The organism is Oceanotoga sp. (assembly GCF_030445905.1).
GTDB classification, from domain to species: Bacteria; Thermotogota; Thermotogae; order Petrotogales; family Petrotogaceae; genus Oceanotoga; species Oceanotoga teriensis.
The window spans coordinates 43,094-60,063 of record NZ_JASUSU010000015.1; the positions used below are offsets into that span (position 1 = coordinate 43,094).

At 24.0% G+C, this 16,970-nt stretch carries 13 protein-coding genes; 12 read left to right on the forward strand and 1 reads right to left on the reverse strand.

All coding sequences use genetic code 11. The annotated features are described in order from the left end of the window. Positions 1-9 precede the first annotated feature (9 nt). The 3 genes from PWP28_RS06230 to murB all read left to right on the forward strand — a co-directional run bounded on the left by PWP28_RS06230 (position 10) and on the right by murB (position 4,253). Positions 10-1,431, forward strand: coding sequence for an NAD(P)/FAD-dependent oxidoreductase (locus tag PWP28_RS06230; protein ID WP_264150472.1), 1,422 nt, complete (start codon positions 10-12; stop codon positions 1,429-1,431). A gap of 178 nt (positions 1,432-1,609) precedes the next feature. Beyond that, on the forward strand, positions 1,610-3,208 hold the full coding sequence (locus PWP28_RS06235; protein ID WP_308644432.1) for a methyl-accepting chemotaxis protein: 1,599 nt from the start codon (positions 1,610-1,612) through the stop codon (positions 3,206-3,208). 91 nt (positions 3,209-3,299) lie between these two features. Continuing rightward, a complete protein-coding gene (gene murB, locus PWP28_RS06240; protein WP_308644427.1) occupies positions 3,300-4,253 on the forward strand; it encodes a UDP-N-acetylmuramate dehydrogenase in 954 nt (317 codons plus the stop codon). Between the two features lie 62 nt (positions 4,254-4,315). Here murB and PWP28_RS06245 read toward each other — a convergent pair whose 3' ends face one another. Beyond that, positions 4,316-5,389, reverse strand: coding sequence for a hypothetical protein (locus tag PWP28_RS06245; protein ID WP_308644428.1), 1,074 nt, complete (start codon positions 5,387-5,389; stop codon positions 4,316-4,318). Positions 5,390-5,673: 284 nt separating this feature from the next. On the opposite strand from PWP28_RS06245, the gene PWP28_RS06250 reads away from it, so the two are divergent. The 9 genes from PWP28_RS06250 to PWP28_RS06290 all read left to right on the forward strand — a co-directional run bounded on the left by PWP28_RS06250 (position 5,674) and on the right by PWP28_RS06290 (position 16,899). Continuing rightward, complete coding sequence (locus PWP28_RS06250; protein WP_308644429.1) at positions 5,674-7,221, forward strand: sodium-dependent transporter; 1,548 nt, start codon at positions 5,674-5,676, stop codon at positions 7,219-7,221. Between the two features lies 1 nt (position 7,222). Then, positions 7,223-7,336 carry a MetS family NSS transporter small subunit gene (locus PWP28_RS06255; RefSeq protein ID WP_305081414.1) on the forward strand — a complete coding sequence of 38 codons (114 nt, stop codon included), beginning with the start codon at positions 7,223-7,225 and terminating at the stop codon, positions 7,334-7,336. Between the two features lie 76 nt (positions 7,337-7,412). After that, positions 7,413-7,943 carry a dTDP-4-dehydrorhamnose 3,5-epimerase gene (gene rfbC / locus PWP28_RS06260; RefSeq protein WP_109603963.1) on the forward strand — a complete coding sequence of 177 codons (531 nt, stop codon included), beginning with the start codon at positions 7,413-7,415 and terminating at the stop codon, positions 7,941-7,943. Beyond that, positions 7,940-8,770: a dTDP-4-dehydrorhamnose reductase gene (gene rfbD, locus PWP28_RS06265; protein ID WP_305081413.1), complete on the forward strand. Its 831-nt coding sequence runs from the start codon at positions 7,940-7,942 to the stop codon at positions 8,768-8,770. The genes rfbC and rfbD overlap by 4 nt, the downstream gene beginning before the upstream one ends. A gap of 40 nt (positions 8,771-8,810) precedes the next feature. Further along, the gene (gene earP, locus PWP28_RS06270) at positions 8,811-9,746 is read left to right on the forward strand and encodes an elongation factor P maturation arginine rhamnosyltransferase EarP (RefSeq protein ID WP_305081412.1); all 936 of its coding nucleotides are present in this window, start codon (positions 8,811-8,813) and stop codon (positions 9,744-9,746) included. 40 nt (positions 9,747-9,786) lie between these two features. Continuing rightward, positions 9,787-10,344, forward strand: coding sequence for an elongation factor P (gene efp / locus PWP28_RS06275; RefSeq protein WP_305081411.1), 558 nt, complete (start codon positions 9,787-9,789; stop codon positions 10,342-10,344). Positions 10,345-10,541: 197 nt separating this feature from the next. Next, positions 10,542-11,873 (forward strand): methyl-accepting chemotaxis protein, encoded by a 1,332-nt coding sequence (locus PWP28_RS06280; RefSeq protein WP_308644430.1) that lies wholly within the window; start codon positions 10,542-10,544, stop codon positions 11,871-11,873. 114 nt (positions 11,874-11,987) lie between these two features. After that, positions 11,988-12,302, forward strand: coding sequence for a hypothetical protein (locus PWP28_RS06285; RefSeq protein ID WP_109603968.1), 315 nt, complete (start codon positions 11,988-11,990; stop codon positions 12,300-12,302). A 604-nt stretch (positions 12,303-12,906) separates the two neighbouring features. Further along, positions 12,907-16,899, forward strand: coding sequence for a reverse transcriptase domain-containing protein (locus tag PWP28_RS06290; RefSeq protein WP_308644431.1), 3,993 nt, complete (start codon positions 12,907-12,909; stop codon positions 16,897-16,899). The last annotated feature ends 71 nt before the right edge of the window (positions 16,900-16,970 follow it).

Genomic DNA, 16,970 nt, shown 5'->3' on the forward strand with positions numbered 1-16,970 from the left:
GGTGATTGAATGTATGATATTTCCATAATTGGTGCAGGGGTAGTTGGCTGCAATATTGCAAGAGAATTATCAAAATATGATTTAAAAATAAGTTTGATAGAAAAAAGTTATGATGTTAGTAATGGTGCATCTAAAGCTAATTCGGGAATAGTACATGGCGGTTATGCTGCAAAACATGGTACACTCAAGAGTAAATTTAATGTTCTTGGAAATAAAATGTATGAAAAATTAAATCAAGAATTAAATTTTGGATATAGAAAAACTGGTGGCTTAGTAATAGGTTTTGAAGAAGATGATTTGCAAAAAATAAAGGAACTTTATGAAAATGGTTTAAAAAACAATGTAGAAAATATTAAAATAATAGAGCGAAAACAGATATTAGATATAGAACCCAATATAAATCCAAAAGTGAAATATGCATTGTATTCAGAAGATGTTGGAATAACTTCACCATATGAATTTACAATAGCCCTTGCAGAAAATGCTGTTGAAAATGGAGTCGAACTTTATTTAAATTCTCAAGTAAAAGATATAAAAAAAGAAAAACAGTATTTTGAAATATATTTTAATGATGAAATGATAAGAACAAAATATATTATAAATGCTGCTGGAATAAATTCAGATAAAATAGCTAAAATGGTGAATGCAAATAATTTTAAAATAATACCTAAAAAGGGTCAATATATAATATTTGAAAAGGGAACAGGTAAAAAGTTTAATAATGTTATATTTCAAGTTCCAACAAAAAAAGGAAAAGGTGTACTTGTTACTTCAACATATCATGGAAATCTTATGATAGGGCCAAATTCTGAAGAAACTGATGATAGAGAAGATATATCAACAGATATAGAAACATTAAAAAATATTATTAAAACTGCAAAAATGTCATATCCGGATTTAAATATGAAAAAAGCTATAAGAACATATTCTGGATTGAGGGCATCTTCTGATAAGAAAGATTTTATAATAGAAGAAAGTAAAATTAAGAACTTTATAAATGTTTCTGGAATAGAATCACCCGGATTGACATCATCTCCAGCAATAGCTATTGAAATAAAAAATATATTATCAAAAATAGGATTAAATCTAATAAAAAAAGAAAAATTTAGTAAATATAGAAAACCTATAATAATACAAAAAGAGTTAAGTGATGAAGAAGTAAAAAAATTATTGAACGAAGAAGGACCAAAAAAGATAATTTGTAGATGCGAAAGAGTTTATCAAGAAGAAATAGTTGATGCACTTACAAGAAATATAGAGGTAAAAACACTTGATTCTGTTAAAAGGCGTACAAGAGCAGGTATGGGTAAATGTCAAGGATCTTTTTGCTCTTCAAGAGTTTCTGAATTGATAAAAAAATATAAAGGAGTAGATCCTGAAACTTATAAAAATCAATGGGAGTTATTGAAGGAATTAAAAAAATTAACATAGGTTCACTTGAATTTAATTAAAATTAATAGTATAATAATATTACAGTTGATTATTTAATATTTGAGGGGTTGATAAAATGAAAAAATTGTCTATGAAGTTTTTAATTCCCACTGTTTTATCTATATTGATTTTTGGAATTATAATTTTAATATAGGGATACTATTCCAACTATAATTCTATTCTTCTCGAAAGAGAGAAACAAATAAGCGATATAGTTGACTATACTTATGGGTTTATGGAGAATACTTATAAAAATTATCAAAATGGTGAAATTTCCAAAGAAGAAGCTTTAGAACTCATAAGAGAAAGTATATACAATATGAAATTTTCAGAAGGTGGATATATTTTTGGTTATGATTATAATGCAAAAGTTATGATACCTTTTGCAGATAAAAAGGTTGGAGACGATCTTTCTAAGACTAAAGATGTAAAAGGTGCCTATATAGTTCAAGATATGGCAAATATAGCTAAAAATGAAGGAAAAGGTTTTTATAAATATTATTGGGAAAATTATGAAACTGAGACTATAGAACCAAAAATATCTTATGTTCGAGAATTTAATGATTTGGGTTTATGGTATGGAACTGGAGTATATATAGGATATATACAACAAAAAGCAATGGGTATACTTATACAACAAAGTCTTTTATTAATAGGTGGAATAGTTTTAATATTTATAATAATATATTTTATAGGTAGGAATATAAGCATAAGAGTAAAAAATCTTAATGAAAGTATTGAACAATTTTCTAAAGGTGATTTGACTGTAAGTTTTGAATCGAATGGTAAAGATGAGATTTCTCATATAACAACAAATCTTGATAGAATGGCGAAAGCATTGAACAAAATAATAACAAATATAGACGGATCTTCTGAAGATGTTAATTCTTCTGCAGATTCTTTATCCGCCTCAGCTGAAGAATCCAGTGCAACTCTTGAAGAATTGAGTTCTCAAATGGGAGTTATAAAAGAGGGAACACAAAATTCAGCTGAAAGTGTTGAACAAATCAGTTCTGGAGTACAAGAAGTGGCTTCAAGTTCTGTTTTAATATCAGAAACAGCGCAAGATCTTGCAAAGTCTGCTTCAGAAACGACACAAGCGGCACAAAAAGGCTCATATTCTATAAATGAAATGGGAAATACTATAAAAAAAGCTGTTGAAAAATCAACAAACACAGAAAAAATAGTAGAAAAATTATCTTCAAATGCAAAAAATATAGGAGAAATAGTTAGTTCTATAGAAAATATTACTGAACAGACAAATTTGCTTGCTTTAAACGCTGCAATAGAAGCAGCTCGTGCTGGAGAAGCAGGAAAAGGATTTGCTGTTGTAGCAGATGAAATCAGAAAACTTGCTGAAGAAAGTAAAAAAGCAACAGAAGAAATAGCTGATATACTTGAAAATGTTCAAAATGATACAAAAGATGTTAATGACGCTACTTTGGAAACTGTAGATGTGATAAAAGATATAAATATTGAAATGAAAGATGTTTTGGAACAGTTTGGGATTATCTTATCTAAAGTTGAAACTATGACAACTTCAACTGAAAATCTTTCTTCAAGTTCAGAGGAACAGAGTGCTGCGGCAGAACAAATGAGTGCGTCTATGGATAATATTACAAGAACTGTAAATGATATAAACAAACAAATAACTGAAATAGATACTGCTATAGAACAACAAGCACAGGTTGCTCAAGAAATAGGGGCAAGTTCAGAAGAACTTTCTGGTCTTTCTGCAAATTTAAAACAATTAATAAAAAAATTTAAATTGAATTAATGATAAAAGGGGGAAAGTTATTATTAACTTTCCTCTTTTTCTATTTCAATGTATAATATATTAAATATAAAAAAGAAGGTGAATATAAAATATGAATAATATAATAAAATATTTATATATAAATGGATGTGATATAAAAAAAGACGAACCTTTAAAAAATCATACATATTTTAGATTGGGTGGTAAAACTCCATATATGATATTTCCTAAGACTAAAGAAATTTTTATAAATACTTTAAAAGTATTAAAAGAAAATAATATTAATTTTAAAATTATTGGTGGAGGAGCAAATTTAATAGTTAAAGATGAAAACTTAGATTTTTTGATCTTATCTACTAAATATTTAAACAAAATCAATATAAAAAATGAAGATGTTTTAAATTATATACTTAAAGAAAGAAATAATGAAGAATATAAAAAGGTTGAAGTGTATGCTGAAACTGGTATATATTTAAGCAATTTAGTATATCAACTTGCAGAAAATAATTTATCTGGAATGGAATTTTCAAGTGGTATACCAGGTACACTTGGTGGAGCAATATTTATGAATGCCGGTGCATATGATGGTGAAATTAAACAAGTGATTTCTGAAGTTGAAATTATAGATTTAAATGATTTAAAAATAAAAAAAATTAACAATGAAAATATGAATTTTTCTTATAGAAGAAGCATATTACAAAATTCTAATAAAATAGCATTAAGTACAATATTAAAACTCGAAATCAAAGAAAAAGACTTTATAATAAATAAAATAAAGCAATTATCTGAGAAAAGATGGGAAAGACAACCCCTTGAATATCCATCTGCTGGGAGTATTTTTAAAAGACCTAAAGAAGATTTTTATGTGGGTACTACAATAGAAAAAATGGGTTTAAAAGGTTATAGAATTGGAGATGCTGAAATTTCAGAAAAACATGCTGGATTTATAATTAATAGAGGAAATGCAACTTTTAAAGATGTTATGAGTCTGATAGATTATATAAAAGAAAAAGTAAGAAAAGAACATAATATTATTTTAAATGTTGAGCCAGAAATTTGGAAATAAAAAACTCCGGAATAATTTATTCCGGAGTTTTTCTAATATACATGTTACGAAAAGGGGTATGGTTAAAAGTTATAACCTATTGAAAATGATAATATGTTAACTTTATTTATGAGCCCAAAATATCTTAAAGCTATGTATGAATTTCTTAAAAAGTTTATTGAAGTTCCAATATGAATACCAAGATCATTAAAATTAAAACCTTCTTGTAAAGCAGATGTATAAGTTCCAGTACCCAATTCTAAAGATAATGAAGGGTTAATATGATATATACCATATAATGAAAAAGAGATATCATTTGCATATTGTGAAACATCTTCAACGGTTCCAAGAGTATTTTTTTCTCTAAAGCTATATTTGTAAAAAAATCCATCTAATCCAATTCCAAACTGAGAATCAAGAATATTATTAATATTCACAGCAACCTCAAATCCTTGTCCTTTTTCATAATTATAAGAATACTCTTCTTTGTTATTAAACCCAATCATAGAATATCCACCAAATATTGTTAATGGGAATCTATAATTATTTATTTTTCTTTTAGTATCTTCATTTATGCTACTTGATACTGTTAGATTATTTCTCTTACCAGCTACAGTATAACTCAAATCAAAAATCATTGAATTTTGAGATAATTTTAGAGGCTCAAGTTTAAATTTAGCTTCAGTATCTTTTACAAAATTTCTATTGTTTATTAGAATATCTTTATTTAGAGATAGATCTGTTATTGGAACAAAAGGCATCTTAATCTTACCACCAGAAAAAATTACAGCTCTATCTTGAACTTCAAAAGGCGAAAAAGAAACAGGTCTAAAAGTTATAGGTCTTACTTGATTTCCAAAAGAATCTGTAAAAGTAGAACTATCCCAATCTATTTGAACAGTTTGCAAAGTTTTATTTATGATTTCTATATAATAATTATATACTTTTCCATCAGCTCCAAACCAATTTGTATATTGATCAAATCCATCAATTATTTCAAAATATACAGAAGAATTGCCAATCCAAGGACCATCTGGTTTTTCTACATATAGTTGAACTATTAAATCTTCGTTTTCTTCAAACCCAATATAATATCTTTTTGAAAAAATTGAAATAGATAATATTAATATAAAAATAAATATAAATATTTTTTTCATGATATTCCTCCCAAAATAAAATTATACTCAATTAATTATTCTATTAAAAAAAGTTAAATCCTCAAAATATTAGTATATTTGAAAAAAAATTCTGATGTATAAAACAATTATAATATAATTCAATAAAAAATCAAAAAATAAAAGAAATTTTTTTCACATGTATATACAGCAAATGAAAGAAAATTCAAGAAAAATAAAGATTTTTGGCTTTAATTATGTTTATTTGACAATAAAATCTGATTATATTATAATATACCTAATTTAATTTAAAAGGAGGGATTTTTGTGAAAAGACAAAGATGGGGCTCTCGATGGGCTTTTATTCTTGCGGCTGTTGGATCTGCTGCTGGGCTTGGTAATGCGTGGAGATTTCCATATAAGGCTTATACAAATGGAGGTGGAGCATTTTATATACCTTATTTTATAGCTTTATTTGTAGCAGGAATACCTCTTTTAATGGCGGAATTTGCTGTTGGTCAAAGTTTGCAATCAAGTGCACCTAAAGCAATGGCAAAAATTAATAAAAAAGTTGAGTTTATAGGCTGGTGGGGAATAGTAACTTCTTCTCTTGTAACATTTTATTATAGTGTTATTATGGGATGGATATTTAATTATCTTATTTTTTCATTTAATGTTTCATGGAAAGAAAATCCAGAAACATTCTTTATTGAATTTCTTCAAAGAAGTTCTGGACCTGGAGAAATAGGAAATATAGTTATACCTGTTGCTATAGGACTTGCAATAACTTGGTTATTTGTTTATATAGTATTAAGAAAGGGAACAGAAAGTGTTGGAAAAGTTGTTTTATGGACAGTTCCTTTGCCTATAATTCTTTTAATAATATTGGGAATAAGAGGATTCACATTAGAAGGGGCTTCAACAGGATTAGATTATCTCTTCAATCCATCTCTTGAAAAATTGAGTTCTCCCAGTGTTTGGGCTGAAGGGTTTGGACAAATTTTTTATTCTTTAAGTGTTGCTTTTGGAATAATGATAGCTTATGGCTCTTTTAATAAAAAGAAACAAGATATAGCTAATAATGCAATAATAACAGCTTTGGGTAATTCTGCAACATCTTTTTTAGCTGCAATAGCAGTTTTTTCGGTTCTTGGATATATGGCAAATGTTTTATCTGTAAAAGTTCCAGAAGTAGTTACAGGAGGGATAGGTCTTGCCTTTGTGACTTATCCACAAGCTATTGCTCTATTGCCTGGTGGAATAGTTGTTCAAGCAATATTTGGGTTTTTATTTTTTGTGATGCTTTTAACCCTTGGTATAGATTCTGTTTTTTCACTTGTTGAGGCTATTGAATCATCTTTTTCTGATAAATTTAATTTTAAAAAGAAAAAATTTTTAGGTATTTTCATGGGAATAGGTTTTATAATGGGATTATTTTTTTCTACTCAGGGTGGAATATTCTGGCTTGATATTTTTGATCACTTTCTTGGAACTTATGCTCTTTTAATGGTAGGAATATTTGAAACTATAATATTTGGATGGGTTATGGGTGCTGAAAATATTAGAGATTATATAAATGAAGTATCAGAAATAAAAATAGGAAAATGGTTTAATATAGCTATAAAATATATAATTCCAATAGTATTAAGTATAATTTTTGTAAATGGACTTATAGATGAGATAAAAAATCCTTATGAAAATTATCCAACATGGTCTCTTATAATTGGATTTATGGCATTTGTTTTAACTCCTTTAATTGCGCTTATATTCAGTATGTTAAAAGCCAAAAATCCAAAAGAGTTTTATAAAAAAGAAAAAATTGAAGAATCTCTAAAAGAAGATATAGAAAAAAACTTTGAATTGGAGGTTGATTAAAATGAGTTTAGGATCTATTCTTTTCATGATTTTTGCTGGAATTATATTATTTGGTGGCCTTGGAATATCCCTAAATATCGCATACAAAAATATAAAAAAAGAAAAAAAACAATAATAAAAAAGATTCATATGATATATATCATATGAATCTTTTTTTTAGGGTATAATATACTGGATAATGGAGGTAGATTATGGATATTAGAGAACTTGAAATAAAAAATGTTTATCAAATAAAAAATAAATTATATGAAGATAAAAGGGGATATTTTTCAGAAATATATAGAAAAAATGATTATGAATTTTTGAAAACTAATTTTGTTCAAGAAAATTATTCTTTTTCAAATAAATATACTTTGAGAGGAATGCATTATCAAATAAAAAAACCGCAAGCAAAATTAATAAGATGTTTAAATGGTCAAATAATAGATGTTATATTAGATCTCAGAAAAAATTCAGAAACTTATTTAAAAGCTTTATCTATAAAATTAGATAAAAATTATACATTATACATTCCAAAAGGAATAGCACATGGATTTTTAACTCTTAAAGATGAAACTATTGTATATTATAAAACTGATGAATATTTTAATTCTAATGATGAAGATGGATTTATATGGAAAGATCCAAAAATATTTGAATATTGGAATTTAAAAGAATTTAATATAAAAGAAGAACAATTGATATTGAGTCATAAAGATAAACATTGGGGATACTTAAGATGAAAATTCTTTTAACTGGATCTGATGGGCAACTTGGAAAAGAATTTTCAAAAATTAAACTTATAAACTATAAAACAAATAAAAAAGATTTTGATATAACAAATTATTATCAAATGAAAGAATTTATAGAAAAAAATAAAATCACACATATATTGAATACTGCGGCATATACAGATGTTGAAAATGCAGAAATAAAAAAACAATATACTTTAGAAGTTAATAATCCAGAAAATTTGATTGAAATATGTAAAGAATATAATATAAAATTAATTCATTTTTCTACAGACTATGTTTTTAATGGTAAAAAAATAAATTATACTGAAAAAGATGAAACTAATCCAATAAATTATTATGGCTATAGTAAACTATTGGGAGAAAAAAACATACAAAGAAAATTAAAAAATTATCTAATATTGAGAACTTCATGGTTATATGGAGAAAAAGAGAATAATTTTATAAAAAAAATAATAAAAAATACTGAAAATAATGAAATTATAAAAGGTACCATAGATGAGATATCATCTCCGACTAATGTTAAAGACTTATTGATTCCAACTTTAAAACTTTTAAAAAAAGATAGTGTAGGTATATATCATATATCTGGAGATGGAATATGTTCAAGATATTTATGGATAAAATATATATTGAAATACTTACAAAGAAATAATAAATTAGAAAGAGTTTATCAAAAAGATTTCAAATTGATAGCTAAAAGGCCTATTATATCAGTTCTTTCAAATGAAAAGATAAAAAATGAATTAAATATAAAAATAAATAATTGGAAATATTCTACTTTTGAATATATAAACTTTTTAAAAACAAATTCATAATAAATTAGAATAAAAATGATATATTATAATGGTGATAAAAATGATAGATATATTCGTTACGGTAATAGACAATTATGGTGATGCTGGATATACTATAAGATTAGCTTCTGCACTTCAAAAAACATATCAACAAAAAGTAAGAGTAATAACGGATTATAAAAAAATATTTTATGATATAAACGATGAAATAGACTTTGAAATTTTAGAAATTAAAGATATAACAAATTATAGAAGTTCAGAAAAAATAGTATTTATGTTTCAGTATTTCCCAAATGAAGATTATATAAAAATAATAAATAAATATTCAAAAATATGTGTAACTATTGATTATTTTACTCCAGAGAAGTGGGCAATTAATTCAAATAACACGATGTCATATCATCATGGTTTGAACATAAAAAATACTTTTCTTGTTCCAGGTTTATACAAAGAAACTGCGGGTATATTAAACTATAGTTTCTTTACTTCAAAAATAAAAGGGTATCATAATGTTTATATGTATACCCCAGAAAAACTTAATTTTTTAAATGATCCCATAACCCTTTGGGGGAAAAAAATAAAAAAAGAAAATATAAAAAATATGGATATATCTCCTCAAAGAATATTTGATAATTATATTTATGGTGCTAAATATAATTGGATAAGAGGAGAAGACTCTCTTCAACTTGCTTTGAATTCTGGAATACCATTTTTTTGGGAAGCTTATAAACAAAAAAATCAAATACATCATTTAAAAGTTGAAGCTTTTTTACACTTTATTAAAAGCTTTTTTGAAGAAGAATATCTTTATAATTCTTATTCTTTAATGATAAAGTATTTAAATGATTATAAAATAAAACAAAATATAATTCAAGAATATAAAAATATAGATAAAAATTACAATTCTTTACAAAAAACATTTAAGAAATTAAAAAATTATTTTCAAATAACATCAAGTCTTCAAGAAAATTTAATACAAAAACTTGAGATAATATAGTAAAATAATCTTGAAAATATTAAGAAATGGAGTGATATAAGTGATTTTTGCATCAGAATTAAAACCAGGATATGTTATAAAATACAATGGACAGCTTCATACTATACAAAAGTATAAATATAACTGGTCTGGAAGAAATGAAGCTACAGTTACATTAAAAATGAAAAATATTGAAAATGGTTCAACTGTAGACACATCCATGAAAGGTGGAGAAAAGTTAGAAGATGTAGTTTTAGACCAAAGAGAAATGAATTATATATATAAAAATGGAGATTATTATGCACTTATGGATAATGAAACATATGAACAAATAGAAGTTCATATAGATGATCTTGGAGATATAGTAAACTTTCTTGCAGAAGAAGGAACAGTTTTTGTATCTTTCTATGAAGAAAGACCTGTATCTTTTTCATTGCCTAAAAATGTTACATTGACTGTTGAATATACAGAACCAGGTGAAAAAGGTGATTCAACAGGAAATCCTTTAAAGCCTGCAAAATTGAATACAGGTGCAGAGGTTAATGTTCCATTGTTTGTTAACATAGGAGACAAAATAGTAATAGATACATCAAATGGTGAATATTTATCGAGGGCATAAAAGTATAACTCAAAATTATTTTTGCTGTACTTCAACATTGAAGTGCAGCTTTTTTAATTTAAAATTAAAAAAATAAATTATAATATAATAAAATACATAGAGGGGGTAAAAAATGAATTTTTTAAAAGTAAAATCAGAACCCATACAATTAAAAATAAAAAGATTAAAAGAAGGAAATTTAAACGAAACTTTATGTGATGAAAAATCAAAAAAAAAATCCAGGTATTGGTGAATTAGAAATAATAAGACAAAAAATACTTGGAACATTAAAATCAATATTTTATACAACTCAAGTTTTAAGTGTTAACTCATCTAAAATACAAAGAATAACTGATAAAATAATACAATTGACAGAAAAATTAGATGATTTTATAAATGAAACACAAAATAAAATAGATGATACAGTTTCTTCAACAGAAGAAGTAAATGCTGGTTCAGAAGAAATAGCAGTGTCTTCACAAGATATTGCAAATTCGTCTGAAAAAATAAGAGAAAGTTCTGACAATCTTTTAGATAAATCAAAAATTGGAAAACAAAAAATAGAAAATATAACTAAAATATCAAAAGATTCATCAAATCAATCTGAAAATACTTTTAAAATAATGAGTGAATTAACTGAGAATATATCAGATGTTTCAAGAATATTAGATACAATAAATTCAATAACTGAACAAACAAATCTTTTAGCTTTAAATGCTGCAATAGAAGCTGCTCGTGCGGGAGAAGCAGGAAAAGGATTTGCCGTAGTTGCTGATGAAATAAGAAAATTAGCAGATGATAGTAAAAAGGCAACGCAAGAAATAGCTCAAATAATACAAAAAGTTCAAAACACAAGCAATGAAGCTGAAAAGTCTGTAAAAAAGACAGTTAATAATATAAATGATACTTATAAATATTCTTTTGAGATTTCAAAAATGTTTGATGAAATAACACAAGATGTATCTCAAGTGCATAAAATGATAGAATCGTTGACTTCATCTTCAGAAGAACAAAGTGCTACAACCGAAGAAATGTCTTCGGCAATGAATAATATAAGAAACATAATAGAAGATATATCTTCCGAAATGCAAAATATATCATTTTTGTCAAAAGATGAAAAAGAACTTACCAATATTTTGGAACAAGTATTGCCAGAACTTACAGAAACAAAACAAAAACTTTTAGATGTTTTTAAAGAATATAATATAGCTGAAAAAAATTTTGTTCAAGAACAAACTGAAATTGCTATACAAGCACATCAAAAATGGGTTCAAAACTTAAATTTAGCAATAGAAAATAAAAATTTTATGAATATTGAAAATGATTCTAAAAAATGTAAATTTGGTATATTTTTGCAAATAATTGAAAAAAATATAGAAGATCAAAATTGGAAAGAGGTTATAGACTTACATGAAAAACTTCATGATATATCTAAAAAGGCTGAAAATAACATAAAAAATAAAGATTTTGAAAAGGCAAATGAAAATTATGAACAAGCCGAATTGATAAGTGAAAAATTAATTAAAAAACTTCAAAAAACTAAAGAATAAAAAATTAACATTTTTTTAAACAAAATTATATATAATAATTATGACAGGGGAAGCATATATAGATTATAAAAAACGGTTAATCCGTTCAAATACAACAATAAGGGGGATCTATGTATGAAAAAAATCCAAAACAGAATATCTTATCAAAGGTTTACTCAAAAAAAACCAGAAGGTTTTGTGATGGTGTTCAAGAATGATGAAAAAGAAATCGAGGTACATGATTTTAATTGTAAACACGTAGATTTAGGTTTTTTTGAAAAAAATTCAGAAGATCTCGAAAAAGGCAAAAAAGAATTTTATTTTACTACAAGGCTTCAAAAAAATGTAAGGTCAAATAAAGGATCATATAAAATTAAATTTTGTCCAGAATGTATAGAAAATAAAACATCCATGATGACAAGAATGAATAAAGTTATGAGTGAATTATAAATATATAGCTCCTGTATAAAACACAGGAGCTATTTTCATATAAAATTATAATTTGATAAAATTTATTATAAATTAATGTTTCAATTATTTCTATAATTAGATGATTATATAATGTATTAATTTGGTGACTTTAAAAATAATGTAAAAAAACAAGCGAGTAATGAAACAGAAAATTAAACAAAAGATGAAATAAGATAAAAACTAGAAAATAATATTAGGTTTAGTTTTTTCTTCAACATCTTTCCCTTCTATGAAATCTTTACCTCTAATAAATTTTCCTTTAATTCTTCTAAAAATACTTGCTTTTCTTTCTTTTGGTCTATGATATAACCATTCTTAATATACAATATTATTATTAATTGAAAAACTATTTGAAACCTTGTAGCAGTTTCAAGAATAAAAAGCTTAAAAAATAATATCTAATCAAAAATTATCTTTCTTTTGAATTTAGGTGTTTAATTTTAAAATGAAAATATTTAAATATCTATTTAAACAAACAACAACAGAAAAACAACATAAATTAATTAAATAATTAACAAATTATTTGATTGAAAATTAAAGATAATATAAAATAAAAATATAACAAAGCGGGAGGATGGGTTTAATGAAAAAAGATTTTTTATCAGAATTAAAAAAATCAGAGAATATAATTAATGCTTATGTAAAAGCAAAAAGTAATGTAGAGAAATATGCGATGACAAAATCTGAAATTTTCGAATGGGAATATAATATTGAAGAAAAAATAAAAGTTTTAAGGAATAAAATTAAATATCTAATTAATGGAAACTATAGAATAAAACTAAAATATTATAAAATACCAAAAAAATTAGATAGCACAAGAGATTATTTTTATGTTAGTTTTGATGACCAAGTCTTATGGTTATGTTTTTTAAATGTAATAGGTCCTTTAATAGATAAAATAATGCCAAGATTTTCTTTTGGTAATAGACTTTGGAGATTACAGTATAAAAAGGATAAAAATTGGGAATATGGTGAATATAATATTCCAGATGGTAATATATATAAAACTTACAATCAATCTTATAAATTATATAGAAGATATCAAAAAATATTCTTGTACAAATGCTTTTATGGAACAAAAAATAAATATTTAGAATATGAAAATTTATCAGAAATAGAAAAAGAGATTATTAAGTATGAAAGTAGTAGCAATAATAATACATGGGTATTTGAAAAATTTGAATCTGGATATACCAAAAATATTGATGTCTGGAAAAATAAATTTCCTTTATTTTATAGAAATAATTTCAACGAAAAAATTTATAAAGAATTATTTTATATAAAAATTGATATAGAAAAATATTTTTATAAAATCATAAAAGAGAAATTGTTTGAGGAATTTGAAAGAATTATAGAATTTATTATCAAATTGAAAGAGAATAGTTGGTTAAAAAAAGATAAAAAACTTATAGTTGATTTATTAAAAAAGTTATCAAATTATAAATTAATAGAATCTGATGATAAAGTGAGAAAAGAAATAGAAGATAGAAAAAATGTACCCGTTGGACTTCTTACAGCAGGTTTTATTTCGAATATTTATTTATTTTCATTTGATTTAAAAATGGAAGAGAAAATTAAAGAAAAAAATGAAAAAGGAAGAATATTTGGTTTTTTTAGATATGTTGATGATATGGTTCTTATATCATCTGATTTTGAAGATTTATTGGATCAATTCTTTGATATAAAAAAAGAGTTAAAAAATTTAGGATTGAATATATCTCTAAATAAATTAAAACCGAATATATTTAAATTTTTCATGAATGAAAACGAAAAAAAAGTTATAAAGATTTTGACTGATGAAATAGATGATGAAAACGAAAGTAGAAAACAATATTTGAAAATAATGTATGGATTGGAAGAGGATTATACAGAAAGAGTAAAAAATGAATTTAAAGTAACTAAAGAGAATTACGATAATTTTAAAACAAATGTTTTCGATGAAATGTCTCAAATAAACAATAAATTATTTGATTTTATTGGTGAAACAGAAATGATAGAAACCTCAAGCAGAATTAAAAATTTAATTAAGGCTTATTATGATAAAGATAAAATAGAAGAAAAAACAAGATTATCTTCTGGATCTTATTATTATTCAAAAATGATTAGAGCATTAATTGATTGGGATATAGACAATAAGGGAGAAGATTGGTTATCTTTTGAAAAAGATCTAAATCTTTCACAATTATCTAAGGAATTATCAGAACAGAAAACAAAAGAAAAGCAAGAATTAAAAGAGAATTTAATTTACAATAGTTTGAATGATATTAAATATTCATTATTAAAAATACCTTCAAAAATGAAAATCTTTAAAAGATTAATCGAAATAATATTCTATGCGAGAGAATTTTATGAATATGAATATATTTCGTTAGAGAAAGATAATGAAGATAAAAAAGAAGTTATTTTTATTAAAAACTTGGAAGAGTTATATAATCAAATTATACAAAAATATAAAGAAGAAGATAAAATTGAAACTGAAATAAAACATTATCTTAAAACAGAAATAACAAGGTTTATGACAGAAGAAATATTGAAAATAATAAAATTAAATAAACCTATAGATTGTTATAAAAAAGAAATAGAAGGTTTTTTAAATTTCAAGGATTTTTTTGAAAATGAAGAATCACAAAATTTGAATAAAATTATTGAAAAAATATATTTAATTGAAAAATATAGATTTTTTAATTTAATTAGTTATATTATTGAAAATGAACTCATTAATTTGAATAAGCAAAAAATAAAAAAAATAATAGGGGATATAGAGAATAAAATCACAAGTGATACTATTGAAAATATAAATTATTATAACTTGATTTATTTATCTAATAATGATGAATTTGAACGGAATATTTGTTCATTTATTAATATCCCTAACGATATTTTTAGAGATAAAGAAAAATATTTATTTTATAGTTTGTATAAAAGGGTAAAAGAAAAAAATCAAAAAAAAGAATTAATAATGACAATTTCAAATAAATTAAATTTTAATCTTAAAAATGAATACTTTGAGATAATGATTTATGACTATATTTACAATTATTTTGATGAAAATGAAGATATTCTTTGTTGGAATATTTTTTTATCTAATTGTTTACCACAAGAAGCTGATTTCGTGAAAATATTAAAAGATCAAATTAATTATTTAACAAAAAAGCGACAAGAAAAAGATATAAAAAATGAATATTTAATTAATTATATTTTCAATACACTAAATTCAGATTTAACTAAAATAGATTTTGTTTTAGAGAATTTTTCAAAAAGTTATGAAAAAGGGAACAAAAACATTGAGTTAAATAATTATTTTAAAAATCTTTTATTTAGTAAAATGTTAGTAGGAGAAGATAATAAAGTAAAAATTGAAAATATTGAATATACAAAAACTACAGTAGGACTCTTATTAAACTTTTTGTTTGAAACTAAAAAATCTTTTGATTTTTTGAACAATGAATATGAAAATAAAATAAAATATAATAGAAAAAATGTGTGGAAATATTTTATGGAAAATACAAACACTAATTCTAAAATAATCAATTTAATATCTGACCTTGTGGGTAAATATTCTAAAAATTTTGGTAAAAGAAACAAACAAGCTCCTTATAAATCAATATTAGAAGAAAAAAGTCTAAAAGAAGTTATTGAAGAAATAAAAAAAACAGAAAGAAATAATATAATATTAAAAGATCTTCCAGTGAATTCAGTAGATGAAAAAGAGGAATTAAAACCTTTTGCTAGAATAGGGATAATACAACCAAATATAAATTTTTTTAAAATGCAAAATAAAAAGTATATTTATTTCGACGAAAAAAATATAAGTTATAAAGAAAAATTAAAAAAGATGATTTTTACACAAATAAAAATGGGATTAGAACTTTTTAAAAATCTTGATACAGATTTAATAATAATGCCTGAGTTTACATTACCAAATAGTAGAATCATATCAATATATAAGTGGGTTAAAGAAAATAGAATACCAATAATAACAGGGACTGAATATAAATATAATAAATATAAAAAAGAAGTTCAGAACAGACAGATAATATTTTGGCCTTACGAAGATATATTCACATTGAAAATTAGTAATTATAAGTCGCATTTTAATCATCAAGAAAAAAATATGTTTACTAAAAAAAATATATCAATAAAAGAGAATAAATCAACCACAATATATAAATCCAATACTTATGGTTCTTTTTCTTCTTTAATATGCTATGATGCTTTAGATCTTGATAAATACATGATCCTACAAGGAAAAATTAATAATTTATTTATTATATCCCATAACAGAGATGTTGAAACATATATAGGGGTCTCGGAGATGATGTCAAAAATATTATATACAAATGTAATTGTTGCAAATACAGGAATTTATGGTGGGAGTGTAGCAAGAAGTCCTTATTATGAAAGATATAAAAGAGAAATACTAACATTTAAAGGAAATGATAAATTGGGATTTCCAGTATTTGAAATACCAATAAAACATTTAGATGATCATATAAAAAATGTAATAAATAATAAAAAAAATTCTGAAAATAATAAAAATTTTAAAACATTTCCTCCCTCTATAAAATACGCTTAAGTGAATATTTCATGATAATTCATAGAAATTAAAAAAAACAAAAAAATATAAAAGATAATAAATAATGAAAG